The organism is Leisingera sp. SA215, from assembly GCF_055902035.1.
Map to the genome: position 1 here is coordinate 1 of NZ_JBVVXU010000030.1, position 20,604 is coordinate 20,604.

Here is a 20,604-nt window from a genome sequence, read left to right on the forward strand (position 1 = left end):
CCGTTCCAAACCGGGTTTGGCTTGCTGACATTACTTACGTCGATACGGACGAAGGATGGCTCTACGCCGCCGCTATCAAAGACATGGCAACACGTGAAATCGTCGGCTGGGCAATGGACGATCATCTACGATCCGAACTGTGCTGTGATGCCTTGAACATGGCCCTGGGGCGCCGTGGACCGGTTCCAGGGCTCATTCATCATTCGGATCGCGGCGTGCAATACGCAGGAGAAGAATACCGCAAATTGCTCGGGGCGGCACGCATCACGCAATCCATGAGCCGTACGGGCGAATGCCTGGATAACGCTCCAATGGAAAGTTTCTTCGCATCACTGAAAAAGGAACTGGTTCATAGGGAGCGCTTCAAAACGCGCGTCCAGGCAAAGGCGGCGATCTTCGAATACATTGAGGTCTTCTACAATCGCCAGCGGCGTCATTCCGCAATCGGCTACCTAACCCCCGCGCAAGCCTACGAAACCATGACTTGGAAAAGCGCAGCATAGGGTCAATAATCAAACTGTCCGGATATCGGGACGAACTCCAGGATCATTACGCGCCCGTTCTGAAGGCGCTGGCCAAGGGGCCGGCAACCGTGCGCAGCCTGCTGGATCAGGGGGTGTTCGGCGCCATGGACTGGGGCAGCATCTCCCGGATGCTGACGGTCCTCGCCGGTACCGGATGCATCACCCCCTGCCTGCCGCAGGAGGGGCTGGCCCAGCGGGCGGCTGCTTGCCGCGCCTTCAACCTGGCGGTCTGCAAGCGGGCCGAGGACAGCGGCACATTGCGCTTTCTGGCCTCCCCGGTCACCGGCGGCGGGGTTGAGGCGGACCGGTTCGAGCAGCTGTTCCTGCTGGCCCGCAGCGAAGGCCATGAGACGCCTGCCGATTGGGCGGCGCTGGCCTGGCGCATTCTGGCGCCGCAGGGCCAGCGGCTGCAGCACGACGGCCGGGTGCTGGAGACCGAGGAGGAAAACCTTGCCCTGCTGGGGGCCAGGGCGGGCAATTTCGCCGCCCGCCGCCTGCCGCTGTTCCTAAAGCTGGGGCTGACGCTGGAAGACACCCGGCAGGACCAGGCGCAGATCCCGGCACCGGACCAGGCCCGGGGCGCCGCGGCGTGATCCCGCTGCGGCCGGGGGCGGCGTCCGGCCGGCCCCGGCCGCAGGGGAAAACCCTGTCCTTGCGCCGCCGCATTAGCAATTTGAAAAGCTGTGCCGCTTAAACAGAAGCGGCCCCATACACTCACTGACAGGAATTCGCTCGTGTCCTTTGAAGACCGCACGCTGGCTGCCCGAACGACGGGCAGGGAATCGGCTTTTGCCCTCGACGAGGTGTTTTTCTCCCGCACTGACACCCGTGGTGTGATCCAGGCCGGCAATGCGGTGTTCAGCCGTGTCGCCAAACACCCGCTGGAGGATCTGCTGGGCGCGCCGCACAAGGTGATCCGCCATCCGGACATGCCGCGCGCGGTGTTCCAGCTCTTGTGGGACAGGATCAAGGACGGCGGCACCGTTGGCGCCTATGTCAAGAACCGGGCCAGCGATGGCAGCTATTACTGGGTCTTTGCGGTCGTCACCCCCTGCGAAAACGGCTACCTGTCGGCGCGGATCAAGCCCACCAGCCCGCTGCTCAGGACCGTCGAGCAGGAATACGCGCTGCTGCGCCAGGCGGAGCGCGGCGACGGACTGGCCCCTGAAGACAGCGCCGCGCTGCTGCTGGCGCGGCTTCAGCAGCTTGGCTTTGCCACCTACAACGACTTTGCCGGCCATGCCCTGGCGGAGGAGCTCATGGCCCGCGATGCAGGCCTGAAGCGCCCCGCGGACGCCCGCCTGGCGGAACGCCGGGCGATGCATTCCGCAGCCGGGGATCTGCTGCAGGAAACCGAGGCGCTGGTGCAGGAATTCGAATCGATGCGCACCATCCCGCACAACCTGCGGGTCATTGCCTCGCGGATCGAACCGGCCGGCGGGCCGGTCACCGTTCTGTCCGAGAACTACAACGCGATGTCGCGCGACATGTCCAATTGGTTCGAGGCCCATGTCTGGGGAAAGAACAGCAATTTCCGCGCCATCAATGGCACCGTCACGGCAGCCATCTTTGTCGAAGGGCTGGCGCGGATCCTCACCGAATGCGGCCGTCAGCTCAATCAGGAAGACGGCGCCGCAGCCATTGATATCAATCGTGAACAGGCGATTCTGGCGCAGCTCAGCGAAGATCAGTTCACCAAGGCCAGGGCCAGCCTGCAGGATGTCCGGTTCGAGGCCGGCCGCATTATGAAGGCCTGCATGACCCTGCACCGCCACTTCATGGCGCTGACAACAACCCGGGTGCTGTGCAAGATCGAATGCGCCCGGCTGGGCAGTGCCGGTGAATCTCTGAACACGATCATTGATGAGCTGGGCCGGTTCCAGGACCGGATTTCCGCCCGGCTGGAAAAGATCACGGAGCTCAGCACCGCCCTCGCATCCGAGGAGAAATAGCCCGCGCTCCGGGGTGTTTCTCTGCCGCTGTTCCGGTCCAGCTTTTGCGAAACGCGGCAGGCGGCTGCCGGTCGCGCTTCTTGAACCGGATCGGCAGCTGCGTGGCGCTGCTGAAACCGGTGGCGGCTTAAATCCCGGCCACCGTCATGTTGGTTTCATTCAGCAGCGCCAGGCCGGTGTTGATGCGATGCCTTCGGCGCAGGCCACCGGCGCGCTGTTCCGTCAGACGGTCAGCATGGCCACTGGCTCGCCGCTGTCTTCCCAGGCGGTGATTTCGTCTTCGCTTGCCTTGGGCGAAAACAGCCCGGTCATCGCATAGAAGATGCCGATCAGCGGCGACAGCCAGCAGGCAAAGGCCAGCGGGATGTACAGCAGGTTTTCAAAATTGCCGTCGGAAATCCCCAGCGCCAGCGCCGAGATCACAAAGGCGCCGCCCGCGTTCCAGGGGATCAGCGGCGACACCAGCGTGCCGCCTTCTTCGATCGCGCGCGACAGGTTCAGCGGCGAATACTTCATGCCGCGGTAAACCGGCGCATACATCCGGCCGGGCAGGGCAATCGACAGGTAGGGGTCGCCCGCCACGGTGTTGGTCGCAACCGATGTCAGGATCGCCGAGGCCTGAATGCCGGCAAAGCTTTTGACCCGCGCAATGATCACCTCGATGATCGCCTGCAGGCAGCCGGTGCGCTCCAGCGCGCCGCCGAACCCCAGCGCCAGCAGCACCAGCGAGATGGTCCACATCATCGACTGGATGCCGCCGCGGTTCAGCAGCGGGTCGATTTCCGGCACGCCGGTTTCAATCGCATAGCCGCTGTTGGCAAAGGTGAAGGTCTCATGCAGGCCCGCGCCCTGGCACGCCACCGCCAGGATGCCGCCGGCCAGAGCACCGGCAAACAGCGACGGGATGGGGGGCTGCTTCTTCACCGCCAGCGCGATGACCAAGACGGGCGGCAGCAGCATCAGCGGCGAGATCCAGAACGCGCCGTCCAGCGCCTCGGTGATCGCGTCGATCCGTTCAAACGACACTTGCGAGGTGTCGATCAGGGTGAATCCGGCAACCAGATAGACCGCCAGCGCGATCAGCATCGACGGCACCGTGGTCGGCAGCATGTTGCGGATGTGGTCGAACAGGTTGGTGCCGGTCACCGCAGGCGCCAGGTTGGTGGTGTCCGACAGGGGCGAGATCTTGTCACCGAAAAACGCGCCCGAAACCACCGCACCGGCGGTCCAGTACATCGGAATGCCAAAGCCCGCGCCGATGCCCATCAGCGCCAGTCCGACGGTGCCCACCGTGCCCCAGGAGGTGCCCAGCGACACCGACACGACCGCGCACAGCACCATGCCCGCGGCCAGGAACAGCTCCGGCGACAGGATTTTCAGCCCGTAGTAGATCAGCGTCGGCACCGTGCCGCTGGCAATCCAGATGCCGACAATCATGCCGACGTTGATCAGGATCGCCAGAGAGGGCAGCGAAATGGTCACGACATGGAACACGCCTTCTTCGATATTGCCCCACTTATGGCCCAGCTTCAGGCCGGCCAGCGCGGTGATGGCGATGCCGATGGCCAGCGGAATATGCGGGGTGAAATCGCCGAAATAAAACAGCTGGACGCCCAGAACACCCAGTGTCAGCACGATGGGCAGCAGCGCCATCGCCAAGCCGGGCTTCACGATGTTCGGATCATTTGGTGACACGGATATCTCCTTGGTTCGGTCAAATCGCCTGTCAAAGGCGGATGCGGACACACAGCAGAAATCGGCCCCGGGGTCGCGCCGGAACCGCGCCGGAATGCACGGCGTTTGCGACAATCAGGGAGTTTTTCCCCAATCGGGGATCTGCGGCTCTTCGGGGGGAAATTCCCGGTCCCGGCGTTGCGGCCGCCAGGGTTTCTGTCCAGCCTGGGCGGGGGCAGACCAGCCGCGCTTTGCGCAAAAGCAACAGCCGCCGGGTCTTTGCGGCTGGTTTCTGGATAATCCTGATGTATGGCGTAGTTTGAACGGTACGCCAATCGCTTGGGAACCGGAATGAACAGACTGCGCAACCCCCGCACCGGGGTCGATCAGGGCGATACCGAGGTGTTTTCGGATTTCGAAGACGGCGGCGAGATGTGGACCGGCTCCGGCCCGCGTGAGCGGCGCCGCGCCGTGAGTTTCACAGTGGCCTTTGCCCGCCCGCCGGCCGTGCATGTGTCGCCTTCGCTGTGGGATATGGACACCTCCGCCGCGATCCGGGCCGAGCTGGTGGCGGAAAACATTACCTGCGAAGGGTTTGAAATCGTCTTCCGCACCTGGGCTGACAGCCGCGCCGCCCGCCTGCGCGCGGGCTGGCTGGCCATTGGCGACCTGCCCCATGCCGATGACTGGGACGTCGACTAGGGCGCGGCGCTAGACCTTGGCGGTCAGGGTTCCGGCCTGCAGCAGTTTTTGAAACCTGGGGCACTCCAGATGGCTGGGCGCCGGGCAGTCTGCCACATGGCGCAGCGCATCGCGCAGGGCCGACAGCTCGCGGATCTGCGCCTCCAGCGCATCGGCGCGGTCGTGCAGCTGGCTGCGCGGCAGATCCGGCTGGCCGTCCTTGCCGAACAGGCCCGCAATTTCCTGCAGCGAAAACCCGGCCGCCTTGCCCAGCGTGATCAGCGACAGCTGCAGCAGCGTCTCCCGCCCGAACTGCCGCCGCAGCCCCTTGCGCCCGGCAGAGGTGATCAGCCCGATTTCCTCGTAGTACCGCAGTGCCGAGGGGGCCACGCCGGAACGTTCCGCGACCTCGCCGATATCCAGAAGTTTCATGTTTGACCTCAAGCCGCCTTGAAGAGGCAGGCTGCCAGACCTGCACCGGCAGGGCAAGAAGGTTCCTGCGCAGACCGTCCGGCTGGCGCTCTGAAACCGCGCAACACGCCTTGCAGACTTGGCGCTTGGTTCAATGGAACGCCAAGGCAGCCGCCAACGCAGATTGCGGCACCCGGGCGGCAAACCGGTCTTGACTTCAAGATGAGTTGAAGTTGTACGCCAGCTCCGGACTCAATGTGCGAACAAAGGAAAAGGCAGAGTGTGCTATGATAGATGAACTCATTTTCAAGGCGGTCCTGGCCGGGACCGGGGCAACGGTTTTCATGGACTTGGTTGCACTGGCCCAGAAACGGCTTCTGTCCATGCGGTCTCTGGACTATGCGATGGTCGGCCGATGGCTTGGCCATGCCGTCCGGGGGCGCTTCATTCACCGGCCCATCACGGCGAGCCGGCCGGTTCCCGGCGAGCGGCTGATCGGCTGGACCGCGCATTACCTGACCGGCATCCTGTTTGCAGCGGCATTTCTGGCGGCGATCGGGGAGGAATGGCTTAATAACCCCAGCCTTTGGCCGGCGCTGGCGTTTGGCGCCCTGACAGTGTGCGCGCCATTCCTGATCCTTCAACCTGGCCTTGGGGCAGGGATCGCTGCGCGGCGGACACCGGCGCCGAACATGGCCCGGCTGAAAAGCCTGGCGGCGCATCTCACCTTCGGAGCCGGGCTTTGGGTGTCGGCGCACAGCCTTTCACTGCTGTAGCGCCTGCCTGCGGCTGCCCCGCTGCAGGTACGGAAACAGATCCGGAAAAGACAAAAAGCCCCGCAATCGCGGGGCTTTCATCACGTCCGGACACCAGCCGCCTCAGCTGCCGTTAAAGGTCAGGCTCTCGTAGATCGGCACCAGGGTTTTGTCCTCGAACAGCGACGACACCGATGTGCCGTGCCAGATGTTCAGGATCGCCTGGGTGAACAGCGGCGCGGTCGGCAGGATGCGGATGTTGGGCGCGGCAGCGACGGCGTCGGTCGGCTGGATCGAATCGGTCAGCACCAGCGATTTCATCACCGAATTGGTGACCCGCTCCACCGCCGGGCCGCTCATCACGCCGTGGGTGATATAGGCGTGCACCTCCTTGGCACCGTTGTCCAGCAGCACCTGCGCCGCCTTGCACAGCGTGCCGGCGGTGTCGCACATGTCGTCGATGATCAGGCAGATCTTGTCCTTCACATCGCCGATCACGGTCATCTCGGCCACTTCACCGGCCTTCTCGCGGCGCTTGTCGACGATCGACAGCGGCGCGTTGATCCGCTTGGCCAGCTCGCGGGCCCGGGCCACGCCGCCGACGTCGGGCGACACCACCATCAGCTCGTCCATGCTGTCCTTGAACTGGTTCTTCACATCCAGCGCAAAGATCGGCGAGGCATAAAGGTTGTCCACCGGGATATCGAAGAAGCCCTGGATCTGGGCCGCGTGCAGGTCCATGGTCAGCACCCGCTCAATGCCTGCACCGGTCAGCATATTGGCCACCAGCTTGGCCGAGATCGGCGTGCGCGCCTTGGTGCGGCGGTCCTGGCGGGCATAGCCGAAGTAAGGGATGACTGCGGTGATCCGCTGGGCCGAGGACCGGCGCAGCGCATCGGCGATGATCAGCAGCTCCATCAGGTTGTCATTGGCCGGGTTCGAGGTCGGCTGAATGATGAACATGTCCTCGCCGCGGACGTTCTCATAGACTTCGACGAAGATCTCGCCGTCGTTGAACCGCTCGACGCGGGCATCCACCAGCCCCTGGTCGACACCGCGGTGCAGGCTCATACGGCGGCTGATGGCTTGGGCAAGAGGAAGGTTGGCGTTCCCAGCGATAAGCTTGGGTTCGTTCAAAGTCGGCATTGGCTGATATCCCCAGGCAGCAATGGCAATGTGTCAGATTCGTGATATTGAACCCCGCTTATCATGCACATACCCTCACGCAAAGTTCTAAGCGGGAGATACAGCCTATGGCAGCGTTCGATTACTACTTCTCAACCATGTCGCCCTTTGCCTATCTGGCCGGCACACGGCCGTGGGAGATTGCCGCCCGCCACGGGGCAGAGGTGACTTGCAAACCTTTGGATATCTTGGCGTTGTTTTCCCGCACCGGCGGCACGCCTCCGGGCGAGCGTCATCCGGCGCGCCAGGAATACCGCCTGATTGAGCTGGAGCGCCAGGCGGCCAGGCTGGGCATCCCTGTCAATCTGAAACCGGCCTATTGGCCCGTCAATCCCGCGCCCTCCTCTTACGCCATCATCGCCGCGCAAGCCGCAGGCGGCGGCAGCATGGGGCAATTGGTGCAGTCGATCCTGCGCGCCTGCTGGGCCGAGGAGAAGAACATTGCCGAGGACGCGGTGATCCGCGACTGCCTCAAAGGCGCCGGCTTCGACCCCGCGCTGGCTGACAGCGGCCTCCTGGCCGGCGCCGAGACCTATGCGCAGAACCTCGAGGATGCGGTCAAGGCCGGCGTGTTCGGGTCGCCGTTCTGGGTGACTGCCGAGGGGGCCAGGTTCTGGGGCCAGGACCGGCTCGAAGACCTGGACGCGCATCTGGCGGGGCTGGCGGCGTGACAGCCGCCGGTCCGGACCTGCCCGGGGGGGTGTTTTCGCGCAGTTTCGGCCATGGGCCGCGCAACGTGCTGGCGGTGCATTGCTCGCTGGCCCATTCCGGCGCCTGGCGCCGCCTGGCCGGGGAGATGGCTGAGGACATCACCGTCACCGCCTTCGACATGCTCAGCCACGGGCGCAGCCCGGACTGGGATGGCACCGGCGACTATCAGCTGCTGAACGCTGACGCGGGCCTTGCCTTGCTGGACCGGCCGGCGGATCTGATCGGGCATTCCTTCGGCGCCACCGTGGCCCTGCGGATGGCGATGGCCAGACCGCATCTGGTGCGCAGCCTGACGCTGATCGAACCGGTGCTGTTTGCCGTCGCCAAATCCGATGCCCCGGCGGCCTTTGCCGCCCTAAAGGCCGCCAGCCGGCCCATTGATGCGGCCTGGGCCGCGGCCGATCTCGCGCTGACGGCGCGGCTGTTCAACCGGATGTGGGGCGCGGGAGAGCCGAAGTGGCCCGACATGCCCGAGCAGGCCCGCGCCGCGATGGTGCGCGCAATCCCCGTGGTTCCGGCCTGCTACCCGGCGCTTTACGATGATGCCAACGGCACCCTGGCCCCAGGCGCGCTGGATCCTGTTGACATGCCTGTGCTGCTGCTTCACGGCAGTGAAAGCCCGGCCGTGATCGGGGCCATTGTCGGCGGGTTCAGCCGCCGTCTGGCCAAGGCCCGCGCGCTGTCGGTGCCGGGCGCGGGCCATATGCTGCCGGTGACCCATGCCGCTGAAACAGCGCAGCTGCTGCGCAGCTTCTGGGGCCCTGCCTGACGGTCAGCCGGGGGGGCGGTGGCAACGGGCAGCCTGACGCTTTGGAATATCCGCCGTCTGCCGCTAAACTGCAGGGCAGGGAACAAGCGGCAGGAGGGATACATGCCTGAACTGGATTTCTGGTATTCGATCGGCAGCACTTACAGCTACCTGACGGTGATGCGGATCACCGATGCGGCCGCCCGGGCCGGCGTGCCGGTGCGCTGGCGCCCGTTCAACGTGCGCCAGGTGATGACGGTGCAGAACAACATCCCCTTCAAGGACAAGCCGGAAAAAACCGCCTATATGTGGCGCGACATCGAACGCCGGGCGCAGCGTTACGGGTTTCATCCCAGGCTGCCGGCGCCTTATCCGCTGGCCGAGCTGGTGCTGGCCAATCAGGTGGCCGCCCTGGGCGCCGCCGAGGGCTGGGGCCAGGCCTATACCCAGGCGGCCTACCGCTGCTGGTTCGAGGCCGGTCAGCCCGCCGGGGCGGACCCGAACCTCACCGCCAGCCTGGAGGCCGCGGGCCAGGACCCCGCCCGCGCGGTTGCCGAAGCGCAATCGGATCCGGTTGTGCAGGCGCTGGCAAAGGCAACAGAGGAGGCGATGGCGCTGGGCATTTTCGGCGCCCCCAGCTTTGCCGTCAGCGGCGAAATCTTCTGGGGCGACGACCGGCTGGAGGATGCGCTGCTCTGGGCTCAAGAACACAGCTGATCTGATCCGGGCAGCGTCTTTCCGGCTGCAAATACTCCGGCGGAGGCCCGTCAGTGCCGGGGGCAAAACCCCCAACGGCCTCAGAGCAGCGACAGAAACGCCCGGATATCCTCTTCCGGCACCGACCAGTCGCAGACAAACCGGGCGGTGACCAGCTCCTGCTCCGGGCCTTGCAGCTGCCCGTCCCACAGGTGATAGGCCGCGCCCGCCGCAAAGAGCCGCTGGTGGGTGCTGCGGGGCAGGGCGGCAAAGATCATGTTGGCCTGCGGCGGATGGCTGAACCGGGCGCCTGCCGCCTGCAGCCCTTCGGCCAGCATCGCGCATTTGCTGTTGGCCGCGCCGGCATTGTCCAGCCACAGACCGTCCGTCAGATAGGCCAGCATCTGCGCCGACAGGTAGCGGTGCTTGGAAAACAGATGCGCGCCGCGCTTGCGGCGGTATTCGAATTCCTGCGCATGGGCCGGGTCGAAGAAGATCACCGCCTCAACCCCCAGGCAGCCGTTCTTGGTGCCGCCAAAGGACAGCGCAGACACGCCGGCCTTCCAGGTCATCTCGGCCGGCGTGCAGCCCAGCGACACCAGCGCATTGGCAAACCGCGCACCGTCCATATGCACCGGCAGGCCGAATTCACGCGCCACCGCGCCGAGCCCGGCCAGCTCCCCGAGCGAATAGACAGTGCCGAATTCAGTGACCTGCGACAGCGACACCGGCCCCCGCTGGGGCCCATGCACACCGCGGTTTTCCTCGCCCGCGATGGCTGCCCGCAAGGCGTCCGGCGTCATCTTGTCGGCATCGCAGACCGCGGTCAGCTTGGCGCCGCCGCTGAAAAACTCCGGCCCGTTGCATTCATCCACGCTGATATGCGCCTGCCGGGTGCAGAACATCGTCTGCCAGGGCTGGCACAGCACCGACAGTGCCAGCACATTGGCCGCGGTGCCGGTGGCCACCAGATAGACCGCCGCCTCCGGCGCCTCGAATATTTCGCGGATCCGGGCGGTGACCTGCTCCATCTGCGGATCGGCGCCATAGCCCATCGCATAGCCCTGGTTGGCCGTGGCCAGCGCCTCCAGGATCTGCTGCGGCACCGGGCCGGAATTGTCAGAGGCGAAATGCATGGCAGAAGCTCCTTGCGTGACGGGATGAAACAGGGATCAGGTGGGTTCCTCGATGATGTGGTCTTCCCACTCGTCTTCGGAAATCTCGAATTCGGACACGGTCCAGCCGCGCACCGAGACACCGGCCTCATGCACGCTGTCGGGGGTGCCGGTCAGCAGCGGGTGCCAGTCCGGCAGCGGCTTGCCCTGCCACAGCAGCCGGTAGGCGCAGGTTTCCGGCATCCAATAAGCGTGGGTATCCAGATTGTCCGGCTTCAGCACGATGCATTCCGGCACGAACTGGTGGCGGATCGGATACTGGCAGCAGCGGCAGCTCTCGTCATCCAGCAGGCGGCAGGCAACCCGGGTCAGTGCCACTTCGCCGGTCTCCTCGTCCTCCAGCTTGTTCAGGCAGCATTTTCCGCAGCCGTCGCACAGCGCTTCCCATTCCTTCTGGCTCAGCTTGTCCAGCGGCTTCTTCTCCCAGAAGCGCTTGCCCAGACCCGAGCGGTCGATCACGTCCTTGGCCGGTTTCATAACGCCCCCAGAAGGCCGCGCGCCTGGACGCAATCCGCGTCCATCTGTTCGATCAGCGCCTCCAGCCCGTCGAATTTCAGCTCCGGCCGCAAAAACGCCACCAGCGCAACCGACAGCGTCGCGCCGTAAAGATCGCCGGAAAAATCAAACAGGAAGGTCTCGATATTGGGCACCACGCCGCCGAACATCGGCCGCACCCCGATCGAGGCCGCGCCCAGATAGCTGCCGGTATGCGGCCCGTCCAGCACATCCACCAGCACCGCATACACCCCGAATCGCGGCTGATGCAGCCCTTCGATCGACATGTTCGCCGTCGGGAAACCCAGTTCCCGCCCGCGCTGCTCGCCGCCGATCACCACGCCTTCGATGCGGTGCCAATGGCCCAGCATTTCCTTGGCATCCGCAGGCCGGCCTTCGCTCAGCGCGTTGCGGATCGCGGTCGAGGAGACCGCGTGCTCGGAATATTCCATCAGCGGCGCAATGGTGACGCCAAAGCCGTATTGTTCGCCGAACCGCTTCAAGTCTCCGGCGTCGCCGGCACGGCCCTTGCCGAAACAGAAATCGGCGCCCACCACCACATGCGCCAGCCCCAGCCCCTTGGCGATCACGTCGCGGGCGAACTCCTCGGGCGTCAGGCTCGACAGCGCAGTGTTGAAATTCAGCTCGTAAAGCCGCGCTACACCCAGCTTCTCCAGCCGGTGCGCTCTGGTATCCGGCCGCATCAGCCGGAAGGGCGGCGCATCGGGCGCAAAATACTCGCGCGGATGCGGCTCAAAGGTCATCACCCCCAAGGGGGCGCCGGGGGCTGCCTTGCGGGCCAGCTCGATCACCGACTGATGGCCCAGATGCACGCCGTCGAAATTGCCGATGGCGACGGTGGCGCCCCGGTCCTGGTTTTCGACGAATTCAAAATCTCTGACGATACGCATGGCGCATGCCTATCCGCACCGCGCCGGCGGTTCAAGCGGCCAGTGGCGGGGGAGGAGGCAACAAACGCACACCCGCCCGGAATCAAGCCGTAAGCGCCGGGCGTGCCATAGGCGCTACTGCAGCAGGTGTTGCGCACCCGCCGTACGCCGTCTTCACCGGATCCTCATGCCGCTAGGCCAGACTGCCAGATGATCGATCACCCGCCATGGTTCCCGCGCGCGGGGCCATGATACAAGGCGCAGGCATCTGTGTGGCTGTCTGCGTATCCCCCGGAGACCGGCCCCGATAATAAGGGGGTCGCTCAGGAATTCCTGTCCGAGCAGGCCCCCGGCGGGGTCTGTCCACCTCCACCCGGCGGCGCCGCCATCCTTTACCGGATCAGCGCTCAAGGCATGAAACGGAACAGACCGGCAAAGCAAAACCGCCCGAGGCTTAATGCCCCCGGCGGCTGAACCTGCTGGAAAACCGCAGGCTGTGCAGGCGGCAGCCGCCTCAGTCGAACTTGCGTGAGGGCGCCATCACCATGGCTTCGCCGACCAGAACCTTCTTGCCGTCCACCATGCAGCGGCACTCCAGCTTGACCCGGCGCTTGTCGATCACGATATCCGTCACTTCGACTTCTGCCAGCACCATGTCGCCGGGCCGCACCGGGGCCAGGAACTTCAGCGACTGGCTCATGTAGATGGTGCCATGGCCGGGCAGCTGCTCGCCGATCACCGCCGAAATCAGCCCCGCGGTCAGCATCCCATGGGCAATCCGCCCCTCAAAGATGGTGTCCTGCGCGTATTCATCATCCAGGTGCACCGGATTGCGGTCGGTCGAAACCTCGGCGAATTTCTCGATGTCCTCATCGGTGATGGTTTTGCGCAGGTAACGCACCATTCCCATCTCGATGTCTTCGATGCAGATGGTTCCGCGCGGCATGTTGTCCAACATTCGATCCTCCGTTCACCCGTTTGACGCCAGGTGTCGATGAAACATTTGCGCGCCCGATTGCCCGCTTGCGCAACTTTATTACTTTGCAACTGCAGAAAATCAAGAGGTTTCTGACAAAAGAAAACCCCGCCCGGTAGGGGCAGGGTTCGGGTGATACTGCTGGGCAGCCCCGCTTGCGGCAGGGGGGCGGGCGCATGTTTACCTAAGAAATCCAATGGCATAGGTCGGCTCGATCTGCTCCTGCGCCGCATAGGCCTGCAGTGCTGCAGCTTCCGGCTGCAGCGATGTTTTTGTCTCGCTGGCTGCCAGCCCGCCGGTGATGAACAGGGAATCGATGCCTTCGCCCATGGCGCCGGCGATGTCGGTATGCGGCCCGTCGCCGATCGCCAGGATGTCGCCGTCGGCGATGTCCGTGCCCAGCTCCATCAGCCGCCGCCGCGCCAGATCATAAATCGGCGGATGCGGCTTGCCGAAATACAGGCTCTCGCCGCCCATCTCGGTGTAAAGCCGCGCCAGCGCGCCGGCGCACCATTCCCGCGTCTCGCCGCGGTCCACCACGATATCCGGGTTGGCGCACAACAGCTTCATGCCCTTCTGCTTGGCATACAGGAACTCGGGCCGGTTCACCGCCGGGTCGGCCTGCGGATCGAACGGGCCGCAGCAGACAATGCCCTCGGCCTCCTGCAGCGGCACCCGGGTGATTTCCACCGGTTCATGGATTACATGCAGCGGCTCGAAAAAGCCCGCATCGCGCTCCCATTCGCCCATGAAATAGACCGATGTGCCGACAGCCCCCGTGAACATCGCCGCCCGCGCGGAATCGCCCGAGGTCGAGATCGTGTCATAGGCGTCATCCGGCACGCCGAACTGCCCCAGCTGCGCCGCCACCCCGGCCCGCGGTTTCGGCGAATTGGTCAGCAGCACCACGATGCCGCCCTGCTTGCGGTAGGCCTGCAGCGCCGCCACCGCCTCGGGAAAGGCGGTGATGCCGTTGTGCACACAGCCCCAGAGGTCGACAAACAGCGCCTTGTAGCGGCCGGAGACTTCGGACAGGGAGTTGATGATCTGGGTCATGGCCGGGCTTTCTCGCGTAATTCACTTGCGGCCAGCTATGGCAGAGACGGCCGGGCTTGGCCAGTGAAAGGGCGCAAGCTGCGCGCGCCGGGCGGGGGGCGGGCCGCGGCGGATGCGTCAGCTGCCGTCAAAAAAATTCATGATATCGCCGGCCCGCTGCATCGTGTCAGCATAGCCGAGATCAATCAGCGCGCCAATGTAGTCCGGTTCGAACATCAGGTAGCTTTCGATCCGGCCATCGCTGTTCACCGCCCCGAAACTGCGTGTCAAAATCCGGATCGCGCGCGGCAGTTGGCCTGCATGTGACTGGGCAATTGTGCGCATGTCCTCGGACGGTGTCAGCAGGACGGCTTCAATTGGCCGCAGCGGCGTCTGTTTCTGCGCGTCCGGTCCGAGCAGCGAAATCGTCCGGTTGATCCTGGCCAGGCGCTCGTAATCGGCTTCAAGATTGTCGTTGAACAGAATATCGAGCGCATGGCCGGCGATGTCACCGACGCTCGGAGGCGGAGCTGCCAGATCGGCAGCGGACGGAGGCGGGCTGCTGTCGCGGGTGGTTATGACCAGGATCCGGTCGGCGCCGGTATGGATGGCGGGCGACAAGGGCGAGTTCAACCGTAGCGACCCGTCGCCGAAATAGCCGGTGTCCAGATGCACCGGGGCAAAGGCAAAAGGCAGGGCGGCCGAGGCCAGCATATGCTCCGGTCCGATGGCGGCACGCTCCCCGCGGCGGCGGGAGCGGTGCCAGTCCCGGATTTCCTGGCGGCCTTCGAAATAGGTGACGGAGACGCCCTCGGTATAACTGGACGCGGTAATGCAGAACGCGTGCAGCGCGCCGCTGCGAATGGAATGCTGCAGGTGATCCTTGTTGAATTCCCGGCGCAGCAGGCGGTGCAGCGGCGTGTAGTCCAGCAAGCCGCCGGTGATCGGAAACCCCAGCAACCGGAACGCCGGGGTCATCGCCCATCGCAGGCTGGTCAACAGCAAGGGCAGCGTGCGGGTGTCGTAAACCGAGCTGCTCCTGAGCGACCGCCAGAGCGCCTCCAAATGCCGCGCACCGGTCTGGAAATCATTCGAAGCGACCGCAACAGATGCTGCATTGATGGCGCCCACCGAGGCGCCGCAGACGATCTGAAAAGGCGAGCGGCGGCGGGCCGTGATCTCTGCAATCGCCTTGATGACGCCCACATGATAGGCACCGCGCGCGCCGCCGCCTTGCAGCACCAGAGCGGTCTTTTTGGATTGCTGAACTGAAGTTCTCACGCGAAGTCACCCAAGGTCCGGACGGCAGCCAGCAGCCAGCTTAGCAGCTTGGCGGCGGGTGCCAATGGAAACAAGCGCAGATGGCGGCCTTGGTACGCGCGCTGCAGGCTGATTGCAGTCATCCGCATGGGGGTGCCGCACCATTCCCGGCAAAGAAAAAAGGCGCCCCAAGGGGCGCCTTTTGCAGCTGAAACCGGCAGGGCCGATCAGACTTTCAGGTTTGGAATGATCTGCTTTTTGCGCGACATGATGCCCGGCAGCACCACAGTGTCGCCAGCCGCATCGGCGCCAAAGGATTTGCTGGCCACGGTCTTCACCAGGTCATTCGGCACCAGCAGGGTGGCTTCCTCGTTCAGGATGTCGACGACGAACAGCAGCACCTGGTCCACACCGTCTTCGGCCGCCACGGTTGTCATGGTTTCCATCAGCGATGCCTTGCGGTCCAGCACCACGGCGGGCGCGGTGGTTTCCAGCACCGAGACGCGGAATTTGGTGCCTTCGACGGCGTATTCCTTGGAGTCCATCCGCAGCAGTTCCGCGTCCGAGAAGGAGGAGACGTCGGATTTGGCGGCAAACATCTCGGCCGCGTAATCGGCAATATTGATGCCCAGATCAGCGGCCAGCTTTTCGGCCACCGCCTTGTCATGCGCGGTGGTGGTCGGCGAGCGGAATTCCAGGGTGTCGGACAGGATGCAGGTCAGCGCCGCGCCCTTGATGGCTTCCGGCATCTTGGCGGCATCGTCGCCCATCAGGTCGTGCATGATGGTGGCGGTGCAGGCCAGCGGCCGGATGGTGATGTCGATCGGGCCTTTGGTTTCCAGGCCGCCGACCAGCTTGTGGTGGTCGATGATCGCCTGCACATCGGCGCCGTTGATGTTGGCGGGCAGCTCGGCCGGGTTGTTGGTGTCGACGATCACAACGGCGGCATCATCGGCCACGTCAGCAATGATCGCGGGTTTCTCGAAACCCCAGCGCTGCAGCATAAAGGCGGCTTCGGTGTTCGGCTCGCCCAGCAGTTTGGGCTCGGCGGCAACGCCTTTCACCTCGTTCAGGTACCAGGCCCAGATGATCGGGGAGCCGGTGGAATCGGTGTCGGGGGATTTATGGCCGAATACTTGGATGGTCATGGGGCAGTCCTGTTCACTCAAGAGGTCCGAAGGGAGATTTGCGCGCCTTATAGGGCTGGCGCGCAGGCTTGTCACCCCGCAGGTGCTGCAATGCGGCCTTGTGCCTAAAACGGGGCGCGCTCCAGGCTGAAGCCCTTGGCTTGCAGCAGGTTCAGCACGCCATTCCTGCCGGGCAGATGGGCGGCGCCGACGGCGATGACGATCCGGTCCTGCCGCGCGGCCAGGATCGGTTTCAACCAGCGCTGGTTGCGCTGATCCAGCAGGCGGCGGTTGTACTGCTGCCACAGACGGGCGGTTTCGGCGCCGGAGAAACTGCTGTACTGGGCGCTGATCCAGGGGGCGAGCACAAAGGAAGTCCAGACGCTTTGGTCGAAATAGGCTTCAACCGGGGTGGCATCCTCGGGCTTGCCGGATTGCACCAGCTCCAGTTCCAGCGCCAGCATCCGGGCCTGATCCCTAAGCGGCAGGCCGGCGATTGCGGCCAGCGCCTGTTCCGGGGTTTCCAGCGCCCCCAGCGGGATCCGCTTGCGCCGGGCGAAATCGGAGATCCGGTCATCCAGCCCGCGCCGCAGGCCAAAGCCGTAGGGACGGCAGCCGCTTTGCACCACGAACATCGAAATCGCCCAGGGCTGCATCCGGTTCATAGTGTCCGGATTGACGCCGCTCAGCCGGGCCGTCAGCTGGAACCGCTCCCAGGCGTCGCGGGGCAGCAGCTGCCGCAATTCCTGGCCCTTGGGCAGCAGGAAACTGCGGGCCAGTTCGTCAGGCATCCGGTCCAGGCGCTGGAGGCCGGAGTCGGAGGTTTCCAGATAGATGGCCCCTGCGGCCGCCAGCACCGGACGCAGGGTGCGCATTACCTTGGCCATGCGGGCATCGCCGCCATGCATGGTGCCGATCACGTGGATGGTGCGGTTTGCCTTGGTGGCCACCCAGTGGTTGCCGCGGGAATACGGGGTGGCGGCCATCTCGCGCGCCAGCCGGGCTTCGGTGGCGGCGGGCAGGTGGTCGCGGTAGTCGATGCCGCGGCAGGCGGCATGGGCGGCAGGGGTCTGCAGAGCCAGGCCAAGTATCAGGCCAAAGGTCAGGGCGCGTGCAAGTGATATCCGTTTCATCATTAGCCCTTTCACCGGTTCCGGCGCGACCGCCTGGAGGTATGACCCTAGGGCGGGGCAAGGGGGGCGGCAACATCAAACCCCGGACCGGGGCGTAAATCCCGGCGGCGGATTGCCAAGGCCGCGGCGATTTGCCAGTGATGGGCGATGGAACGCGAAGATCAGCTTTATGCGCCGGTGAAGGCGCTGCTGCAGGGGCAGGGCTATGAGGTGAAGGGCGAGGTCGGCGCCGCGGATGTGGTGGCCTGCCGCGGCGCGGAACCAATGGTGATTGTCGAGCTGAAACTGAAATTCTCGCTGTCGCTGTTTCATCAGGCAGTGGCCCGGCTGGCCGTCACCGAGTTTGTCTATATTGCGGTGCCGCGGCCCAAAGGGCGGCAGGCGCGGCGGATGATGAAGGACAATCTGGCCCTGTGCCGCCGCCTGGGGCTGGGGCTGATCACGGTGCTGGAGGACGGCCGGGCAGAGGTGCATTGCGATCCCGGCCCCTACAGCCCGCGCAAATCAAAGAAGAAACAGGCGCGGCTGCTGCGCGAGTTCCAGGCCTTGCGCGGCGATCCCAATGCGGGCGGCGCCACCCGGCACGGCATTGTCACCGCCTACCGCCAGGACGCGCTGGCCTGCGCGGCGCATCTGGCCGGGGCGGGCGCCTGCAAGGGCGCTGCAGTGGCCAAGGCCACCGGCGTTGCCCGCGCGACGCAGCTGATGGCCAGCAACCATTACGGCTGGTTCGAACGGGTGGCGACCGGCATTTACCAGCTGACCGAAGCCGGGCGCGCGGGGCTGGTGCATTGGGCCGGGAGCTGGGAGGAGGAGGCCGCCGCCGGCCTGCGGCAGAGCGGCTGAAGACCCGGTATCAGCAATAGCTCCGGGTGCCTGCCGGACAGCGGTTCAAGACAATTGAAACCGGTTAACGCCAGGCCTGTTCAGGCGTTCTCATTTTTTTGCTGATTCCGTGTTGACAAGATCCGGGCGCATTCCTAGCTTCCCCTCGTTATCACTCACCTGATGCGAGTGATAACTGCCCTGCCAGGGAGCAGGGTAAAGGATAACAACCTTTGAGCCTTTAAGGAGCTGCAAAGATGGCATTGAAACCGCTTCATGACCGCGTGCTGGTGCGTCGCACCGAAAGCGAAGAAAAAACCGCGGGCGGCCTGATCATCCCCGAGAGCGCAAAAGAAAAGCCGAGCGAAGGCGTTGTCGTCTCCACCGGTGAAGGCGCGCGCAAGGACAGCGGCGAGCTGATCGCAATGGCTGTTTCGGCCGGCGACAAGATCCTGTTCGGCAAATGGTCCGGCACCGAAGTCACCGTCGACGGCGAAGAGCTGCTGATGATGAAAGAAAGCGACATCATGGGCATCATCGAGTAAGCCTTGCGGCTGCTCTGATCCCACCCATCGCGAAACACAAGAATTTCTCTAGGAGAGTGAACAATGGCTGCTAAGGACGTCAAATTCGACACCGATGCCCGCAACCGTATGCTGAAAGGCGTCAACATTCTGGCCGACGCCGTGAAAGTGACCCTGGGCCCCAAAGGCCGCAACGTGGTTCTGGACAAATCCTTCGGCGCGCCGCGCATCACCAAAGACGGTGTCTCGGTAGCTAAAGAGATCGAACTGGAAGACAAGTTCGAGAACATGGGCGCCCAGATGGTGAAGGAAGTTGCTTCCCGCACCAATGACGAAGCCGGCGACGGCACCACCACCGCCACCGTTCTGGCCCAGGCGATCGTCAAAGAAGGCCTGAAGCAGGTTGCTGCCGGTCTGAACCCGATGGACCTGAAGCGCGGCATCGACCTGGCAACCGCCAAAGTGGTCGAAGGCATCCGCGCCATGGCGCGCGAAGTGACCGACAGCCACGAAGTTGCGCAGGTTGGCACCATCTCCGCCAACGGCGAAGCTGAAATCGGCCAGCAGATTGCTGACGCGATGCAGAAAGTCGGCAACGAAGGCGTGATCACCGTCGAGGAAAACAAGGGTCTGGAAACCGAGACCACTGTTGTCGAAGGCATGCAGTTCGACCGCGGCTACCTGTCGCCCTACTTCGTGACCAACGCAGACAAGATGGTCGCCGAGCTGGAAGACTGCATGATCCTGCTGCACGAGAAGAAACTCTCCTCGCTGCAGGCGATGGTGCCGCTGCTGGAGCAGGTGATCCAGTCGCAGAAGCCGCTGCTGATCATTGCCGAGGACGTTGAAGGCGAAGCGCTGGCAACCCTGGTTGTCAACAAGCTGCGCGGCGGCCTGAAAATTGCTGCTGTCAAGGCACCGGGCTTCGGCGACCGCCGCAAGGCCATGCTGCAGGACATCGCGATCCTGACCGGCGGCCAGGTGATCTCCGAAGATCTGGGCATGAAGCTTGAGTCCGTGACCATGGACATGCTGGGTTCGGCCAAGAAAATCGAAATCACCAAAGACGAAACCACCATCGTCGACGGTGCCGGCGAGAAAGCCGAGATCGAAGCCCGCGTTGGCCAGATCCGCGCTCAGATCGAAGAAACCACCTCCGACTACGACCGTGAAAAGCTGCAGGAACGCGTTGCCAAACTGGCAGGCGGTGTTGCCGTGATCCGCGTCGGCGGCATGACCGAAGTGGAAGTGAAAGAGCGCAAGGACCGTGTGGACGACGCGCTGAACGCGACCCGCGCAGCTGTGCAGGAAGGCGTTGTCGTCGGCGGCGGTGTTGCCCTGGTTCAGGCCGGCAAGGCTCTGGAATCGCTGGAAGGCGCAAACTCCGACCAGTCCGCAGGCATCGTGATCGTGCGCAAGGCGATCGAAGCGCCGCTGCGCCAGATCGCTGAAAACGCCGGTGTTGACGGTGCTGTTGTGGCCGGCAAGGTCCGCGAAAGCAACGACCCGGCCTTTGGCTTCAACGCGCAGACCGAAGAATATGGCGACATGTTCTCCTTCGGCGTGATCGACCCGGCCAAAGTGGTGCGGACCGCGCTGGAAGACGCAGCCTCGGTTGCCGGCCTGCTGATCACCACCGAAGCCATGGTTGCTGACAAGCCCGCCAAAGAAGGCGCAGGCGCCGGCGGCGGCATGCCCGACATGGGCGGCATGGGCGGCATGGGCGGCATGATGTAAGCATCAGCCATCCATCCGGATGACTTTGGGGCTGCCTGCAAGGGCGGCCCCTTTTCGTTTCCGGGGGGACATCAGGCCCGCCTTGCCGGC

At 64.4% G+C, this 20,604-nt stretch carries 22 protein-coding genes; 11 read left to right on the forward strand and 11 right to left on the reverse strand.

Annotated features, from left to right (window positions below):
* The 3 genes from AC0KW6_RS20315 to AC0KW6_RS20325 all read left to right on the forward strand — a co-directional run.
* The coding region (locus tag AC0KW6_RS20315) for an IS3 family transposase (protein WP_474035266.1) at positions 1 to 503 on the forward strand (503 nt) is incomplete at its 5' end.
* The gene (locus AC0KW6_RS20320) at positions 485 to 1,117 is read left to right on the forward strand and encodes a hypothetical protein (protein ID WP_474035876.1); all 633 of its coding nucleotides are present in this window, start codon (positions 485 to 487) and stop codon (positions 1,115 to 1,117) included. The genes AC0KW6_RS20315 and AC0KW6_RS20320, both read left to right, overlap by 19 nt.
* A 141-nt stretch (positions 1,118 to 1,258) precedes the next feature.
* Positions 1,259 to 2,476, forward strand: a complete 1,218-nt coding sequence (locus tag AC0KW6_RS20325) for a PAS domain-containing protein (RefSeq protein ID WP_323781322.1) — start codon at positions 1,259 to 1,261, stop codon at positions 2,474 to 2,476.
* Between the two features lie 222 nt (positions 2,477 to 2,698).
* Here the strand turns inward: AC0KW6_RS20325 and nhaC are convergent, their stop codons facing one another.
* Positions 2,699 to 4,129 carry a Na+/H+ antiporter NhaC gene (nhaC, locus tag AC0KW6_RS20330; protein WP_474035899.1) on the reverse strand — a complete coding sequence of 477 codons (1,431 nt, stop codon included), beginning with the start codon at positions 4,127 to 4,129 and terminating at the stop codon, positions 2,699 to 2,701.
* Positions 4,130 to 4,501: 372 nt separating this feature from the next.
* Here nhaC and AC0KW6_RS20335 point away from each other — a divergent pair, with 372 nt between their 5' ends.
* Positions 4,502 to 4,852, forward strand: a complete 351-nt coding sequence (locus AC0KW6_RS20335; RefSeq protein ID WP_323781319.1) for an H-type lectin domain-containing protein — start codon at positions 4,502 to 4,504, stop codon at positions 4,850 to 4,852.
* Positions 4,853 to 4,861: 9 nt separating this feature from the next.
* Here the strand turns inward: AC0KW6_RS20335 and AC0KW6_RS20340 are convergent, their stop codons facing one another.
* On the reverse strand, positions 4,862 to 5,263 hold the full coding sequence (locus AC0KW6_RS20340) for a helix-turn-helix domain-containing protein (protein ID WP_474035878.1): 402 nt from the start codon (positions 5,261 to 5,263) through the stop codon (positions 4,862 to 4,864).
* 266 nt (positions 5,264 to 5,529) lie between these two features.
* Here AC0KW6_RS20340 and AC0KW6_RS20345 point away from each other — a divergent pair, with 266 nt between their 5' ends.
* The gene (locus AC0KW6_RS20345) at positions 5,530 to 6,018 is read left to right on the forward strand and encodes a DUF2938 domain-containing protein (RefSeq protein ID WP_323781312.1); all 489 of its coding nucleotides are present in this window, start codon (positions 5,530 to 5,532) and stop codon (positions 6,016 to 6,018) included.
* 102 nt (positions 6,019 to 6,120) lie between these two features.
* Here AC0KW6_RS20345 and AC0KW6_RS20350 read toward each other — a convergent pair whose 3' ends face one another.
* A complete protein-coding gene (locus AC0KW6_RS20350) occupies positions 6,121 to 7,143 on the reverse strand; it encodes a ribose-phosphate pyrophosphokinase (protein ID WP_474035880.1) in 1,023 nt (340 codons plus the stop codon).
* A 107-nt stretch (positions 7,144 to 7,250) separates the two neighbouring features.
* Here AC0KW6_RS20350 and AC0KW6_RS20355 point away from each other — a divergent pair, with 107 nt between their 5' ends.
* From AC0KW6_RS20355 to AC0KW6_RS20365, 3 genes are all read left to right on the forward strand, one after another.
* Positions 7,251 to 7,853, forward strand: coding sequence for a DsbA family protein (locus tag AC0KW6_RS20355; protein WP_474035881.1), 603 nt, complete (start codon positions 7,251 to 7,253; stop codon positions 7,851 to 7,853).
* On the forward strand, positions 7,850 to 8,662 hold the full coding sequence (locus AC0KW6_RS20360; RefSeq protein ID WP_474035882.1) for an alpha/beta fold hydrolase: 813 nt from the start codon (positions 7,850 to 7,852) through the stop codon (positions 8,660 to 8,662). Before AC0KW6_RS20355 ends, AC0KW6_RS20360 begins: the two co-directional genes overlap by 4 nt.
* A 102-nt stretch (positions 8,663 to 8,764) precedes the next feature.
* On the forward strand, positions 8,765 to 9,358 hold the full coding sequence (locus tag AC0KW6_RS20365; RefSeq protein ID WP_474035883.1) for a DsbA family protein: 594 nt from the start codon (positions 8,765 to 8,767) through the stop codon (positions 9,356 to 9,358).
* A gap of 80 nt (positions 9,359 to 9,438) precedes the next feature.
* Here the strand turns inward: AC0KW6_RS20365 and AC0KW6_RS20370 are convergent, their stop codons facing one another.
* The 8 genes from AC0KW6_RS20370 to AC0KW6_RS20405 all read right to left on the reverse strand — a co-directional run bounded on the left by AC0KW6_RS20370 (position 9,439) and on the right by AC0KW6_RS20405 (position 17,428).
* Complete coding sequence (locus AC0KW6_RS20370; protein WP_474035884.1) at positions 9,439 to 10,473, reverse strand: threonine aldolase family protein; 1,035 nt, start codon at positions 10,471 to 10,473, stop codon at positions 9,439 to 9,441.
* A gap of 36 nt (positions 10,474 to 10,509) precedes the next feature.
* Positions 10,510 to 10,989, reverse strand: coding sequence for a YcgN family cysteine cluster protein (locus AC0KW6_RS20375; RefSeq protein WP_323780942.1), 480 nt, complete (start codon positions 10,987 to 10,989; stop codon positions 10,510 to 10,512).
* Entirely contained in the window at positions 10,986 to 11,918 is a 933-nt protein-coding gene (locus AC0KW6_RS20380) for a bifunctional riboflavin kinase/FAD synthetase (RefSeq protein ID WP_474035885.1), read from the reverse strand. Before AC0KW6_RS20380 ends, AC0KW6_RS20375 begins: the two co-directional genes overlap by 4 nt.
* Before the next feature lie 493 nt (positions 11,919 to 12,411).
* On the reverse strand, positions 12,412 to 12,855 hold the full coding sequence (locus tag AC0KW6_RS20385; protein ID WP_024089261.1) for a MaoC family dehydratase: 444 nt from the start codon (positions 12,853 to 12,855) through the stop codon (positions 12,412 to 12,414).
* Positions 12,856 to 13,053: 198 nt separating this feature from the next.
* Positions 13,054 to 13,929 carry a TIGR01459 family HAD-type hydrolase gene (locus AC0KW6_RS20390; protein ID WP_474035886.1) on the reverse strand — a complete coding sequence of 292 codons (876 nt, stop codon included), beginning with the start codon at positions 13,927 to 13,929 and terminating at the stop codon, positions 13,054 to 13,056.
* A 117-nt stretch (positions 13,930 to 14,046) separates the two neighbouring features.
* Complete coding sequence (locus tag AC0KW6_RS20395) at positions 14,047 to 15,189, reverse strand: patatin-like phospholipase family protein (protein ID WP_323780934.1); 1,143 nt, start codon at positions 15,187 to 15,189, stop codon at positions 14,047 to 14,049.
* A gap of 206 nt (positions 15,190 to 15,395) precedes the next feature.
* On the reverse strand, positions 15,396 to 16,316 hold the full coding sequence (locus tag AC0KW6_RS20400) for a manganese-dependent inorganic pyrophosphatase (RefSeq protein WP_323780931.1): 921 nt from the start codon (positions 16,314 to 16,316) through the stop codon (positions 15,396 to 15,398).
* A gap of 104 nt (positions 16,317 to 16,420) precedes the next feature.
* Entirely contained in the window at positions 16,421 to 17,428 is a 1,008-nt protein-coding gene (locus tag AC0KW6_RS20405; RefSeq protein WP_474035887.1) for a TraB/GumN family protein, read from the reverse strand.
* 147 nt (positions 17,429 to 17,575) lie between these two features.
* Between AC0KW6_RS20405 and AC0KW6_RS20410 the strand changes: the two genes are divergently transcribed.
* The 3 genes from AC0KW6_RS20410 (at position 17,576) to groL (ending at position 20,514) form a co-directional block, all read left to right on the forward strand.
* Positions 17,576 to 18,274 carry a DUF2161 domain-containing phosphodiesterase gene (locus AC0KW6_RS20410; protein ID WP_474035888.1) on the forward strand — a complete coding sequence of 233 codons (699 nt, stop codon included), beginning with the start codon at positions 17,576 to 17,578 and terminating at the stop codon, positions 18,272 to 18,274.
* A 236-nt stretch (positions 18,275 to 18,510) separates the two neighbouring features.
* Positions 18,511 to 18,798 (forward strand): co-chaperone GroES, encoded by a 288-nt coding sequence (locus AC0KW6_RS20415; RefSeq protein ID WP_323780923.1) that lies wholly within the window; start codon positions 18,511 to 18,513, stop codon positions 18,796 to 18,798.
* A 63-nt stretch (positions 18,799 to 18,861) separates the two neighbouring features.
* Positions 18,862 to 20,514 carry a chaperonin GroEL gene (groL, locus tag AC0KW6_RS20420; protein ID WP_474035890.1) on the forward strand — a complete coding sequence of 551 codons (1,653 nt, stop codon included), beginning with the start codon at positions 18,862 to 18,864 and terminating at the stop codon, positions 20,512 to 20,514.
* Positions 20,515 to 20,604: the final 90 nt, after the last annotated feature.

Coding starts and splice junctions, on each gene's coding strand:
- AC0KW6_RS20400 (WP_323780931.1), bottom strand. CDS start 16,316: ATGACCATCCAAGTATTCGGCCATAAATCCCCCGACACCGATTCCACC.
- AC0KW6_RS20390 (WP_474035886.1), bottom strand. CDS start 13,929: ATGACCCAGATCATCAACTCCCTGTCCGAAGTCTCCGGCCGCTACAAG.
- AC0KW6_RS20340 (WP_474035878.1), bottom strand. CDS start 5,263: ATGAAACTTCTGGATATCGGCGAGGTCGCGGAACGTTCCGGCGTGGCC.
- AC0KW6_RS20350 (WP_474035880.1), bottom strand. CDS start 7,143: ATGCCGACTTTGAACGAACCCAAGCTTATCGCTGGGAACGCCAACCTT.
- nhaC (WP_474035899.1), bottom strand. CDS start 4,129: ATGGCGCTGCTGCCCATCGTGCTGACACTGGGTGTTCTGGGCGTCCAG.
- AC0KW6_RS20355 (WP_474035881.1), top strand. CDS start 7,251: ATGGCAGCGTTCGATTACTACTTCTCAACCATGTCGCCCTTTGCCTAT.
- groL (WP_474035890.1), top strand. CDS start 18,862: ATGGCTGCTAAGGACGTCAAATTCGACACCGATGCCCGCAACCGTATG.
- AC0KW6_RS20335 (WP_323781319.1), top strand. CDS start 4,502: ATGAACAGACTGCGCAACCCCCGCACCGGGGTCGATCAGGGCGATACC.
- AC0KW6_RS20345 (WP_323781312.1), top strand. CDS start 5,530: ATGATAGATGAACTCATTTTCAAGGCGGTCCTGGCCGGGACCGGGGCA.
- AC0KW6_RS20415 (WP_323780923.1), top strand. CDS start 18,511: ATGGCATTGAAACCGCTTCATGACCGCGTGCTGGTGCGTCGCACCGAA.
- AC0KW6_RS20375 (WP_323780942.1), bottom strand. CDS start 10,989: ATGAAACCGGCCAAGGACGTGATCGACCGCTCGGGTCTGGGCAAGCGC.
- AC0KW6_RS20380 (WP_474035885.1), bottom strand. CDS start 11,918: ATGCGTATCGTCAGAGATTTTGAATTCGTCGAAAACCAGGACCGGGGC.
- AC0KW6_RS20370 (WP_474035884.1), bottom strand. CDS start 10,473: ATGCATTTCGCCTCTGACAATTCCGGCCCGGTGCCGCAGCAGATCCTG.
- AC0KW6_RS20365 (WP_474035883.1), top strand. CDS start 8,765: ATGCCTGAACTGGATTTCTGGTATTCGATCGGCAGCACTTACAGCTAC.
- AC0KW6_RS20405 (WP_474035887.1), bottom strand. CDS start 17,428: ATGAAACGGATATCACTTGCACGCGCCCTGACCTTTGGCCTGATACTT.
- AC0KW6_RS20410 (WP_474035888.1), top strand. CDS start 17,576: ATGGAACGCGAAGATCAGCTTTATGCGCCGGTGAAGGCGCTGCTGCAG.
- AC0KW6_RS20385 (WP_024089261.1), bottom strand. CDS start 12,855: ATGTTGGACAACATGCCGCGCGGAACCATCTGCATCGAAGACATCGAG.